Raw genomic sequence first — 1,536 nt, forward strand, 5'->3', positions numbered from 1 at the left:
TAACGCGAAGAACGAGTTTTTCTTTTTCCAAAACGCCGAGTGTTTTGCGAAGTTCACCGTACGCACGCTCGTCTTTTATTCCCAATCGCCGCTGTAATTCTTTCGACTTAAATGTTTGATGGGGATAGCGGCGAAGAAATTCTAAAATTGTTTCGCGGAAAGGTTGTTGTTCGGGAAGTTGGGGTTTCATTTGTTTTTTTTTGTTACACAGAGAACACGGGGAAAAAAAAATCTCTGTGCATACTCTGCGTTCTCTGTGTAAAAAGAAATGTTATTGAAAAATTTGCGTGAAAATTTTAATCAATCTATTTTCGACATTCCCATCAAAATCTTTATGAGGGATTTCTAAGCGATGTAAAACATTCTTGAACTTTCTAAAACCGTTTTCATTTCGCAATTCAACCCAACTAACATTTAAACTATCCAATTGTTTCTTGTTTGTTTCGGAAAGTTTATCGGCAACAAAAACTTTACTATCTCTCGCAATAACAGCATCGGCACTTTCTGGATTTCCTTTGCCCATCAATTTCACTTCGCATTTGTAATTGTTCTCACTATTTACAAGATAGAAATCAATTTCTCGCTCAAAGTCAGTTTTCTTTTTTGATTTTCCTTTTACCTTGACAGAGTAATTACTTTCTTGAACATTATACAACTTGCAAAGTGTAAGCATTAATGGTTTCTCAACTCTCTTTCCCGCAGTACTCCAAAGACCCCCACGTAATTCCGCTCGCTTTACCGCTAAAGTATTTATCACTATCAAACTTTCGCTAACATTTAAATCAACACTTACTCCTTTGAATTTTATCGTGAGCGTTAGTTCTAATTCTTGTTCGCTATCAACTAAATTTTTTATCGCTTCAAATAATGTATCATAATGTTCGTTCGATGCGTCAATTATTATTTCTTTCGTTGACGAGTTGAACATATTATGAATTGTTTTCTTGTTCAATCCAGAATTTATTGCAATTTGTTTTGCCGGAAGTTTTGGATTAAGAAATTCTTGCTTATACCAATCCACTGTAATGTTTTGACTTTTCAACTTTGCTTCAATTACTTTTTTGAAGAAGTCAATTGCAAACTGTAAAAACTCTGCGTTGATTAACGTGACAACTTCGATTCTATAATCATCTCCGTTTATGAGTTTTCTAATTATGTTCTTCGCAACTTGTTCGGTAAGTGTCATTTGTTATTTAGTTTTCTAAATTCTTCCAGATTCAAAAATCGAGTTTCTTTTTCATCGAACATTTGTTTTGGTTTTGCTTTTTGTTGCATATACTCAAAGTACGTTTTATCTTTTTCCGTTAAGAAAAAAAATCTGTTTAAACTCTTTGCAGTTCTTCCAACAGTTCCACTTCCAGCAAACGGGTCAAAGACTACATCGCCTTTGAAAGAATAATATTGTATTACTCGTTTGCAAAGTTCAACGGGAAAAACCGCTGAGTGAACTTTACTAAACGTCGGGTCAATTTTCCAAACATTTGTTGTTTCATAACCATCAGCGATTTTACTTTCCTTTACCGTTTTCAAATCATA

3 protein-coding genes are annotated in these 1,536 nt (G+C 34.1%); all 3 read right to left on the minus strand.

From position 1 onward, the window contains the following. The coding region (locus FJ218_11525; GenBank protein ID MBM4167531.1) for a hypothetical protein at positions 1–190 on the minus strand (190 nt) is incomplete at its 3' end. An 81-nt stretch (positions 191–271) separates the two neighbouring features. Next, on the minus strand, positions 272–1,186 hold the full coding sequence (locus FJ218_11530) for a CfrBI family restriction endonuclease (protein ID MBM4167532.1): 915 nt from the start codon (positions 1,184–1,186) through the stop codon (positions 272–274). Continuing rightward, positions 1,183–1,536, minus strand: a 354-nt coding sequence (locus FJ218_11535) for a site-specific DNA-methyltransferase (GenBank protein ID MBM4167533.1), incomplete at its 5' end; no start/stop codon positions are given. The genes FJ218_11535 and FJ218_11530, both read right to left, overlap by 4 nt.

It is taken from the genome of Ignavibacteria bacterium, assembly GCA_016873775.1.
In the GTDB taxonomy this organism is placed as follows: domain Bacteria; phylum Bacteroidota; class Ignavibacteria; order UBA10030; family F1-140-MAGs086; genus JAGXRH01.

What these genes read in the sequence shown, in the direction of transcription:
- FJ218_11530 (MBM4167532.1), bottom strand. Translation starts at nt 1,186, where the DNA reads ATGACACTTACCGAACAAGTTGCGAAGAACATAATTAGAAAACTCATA.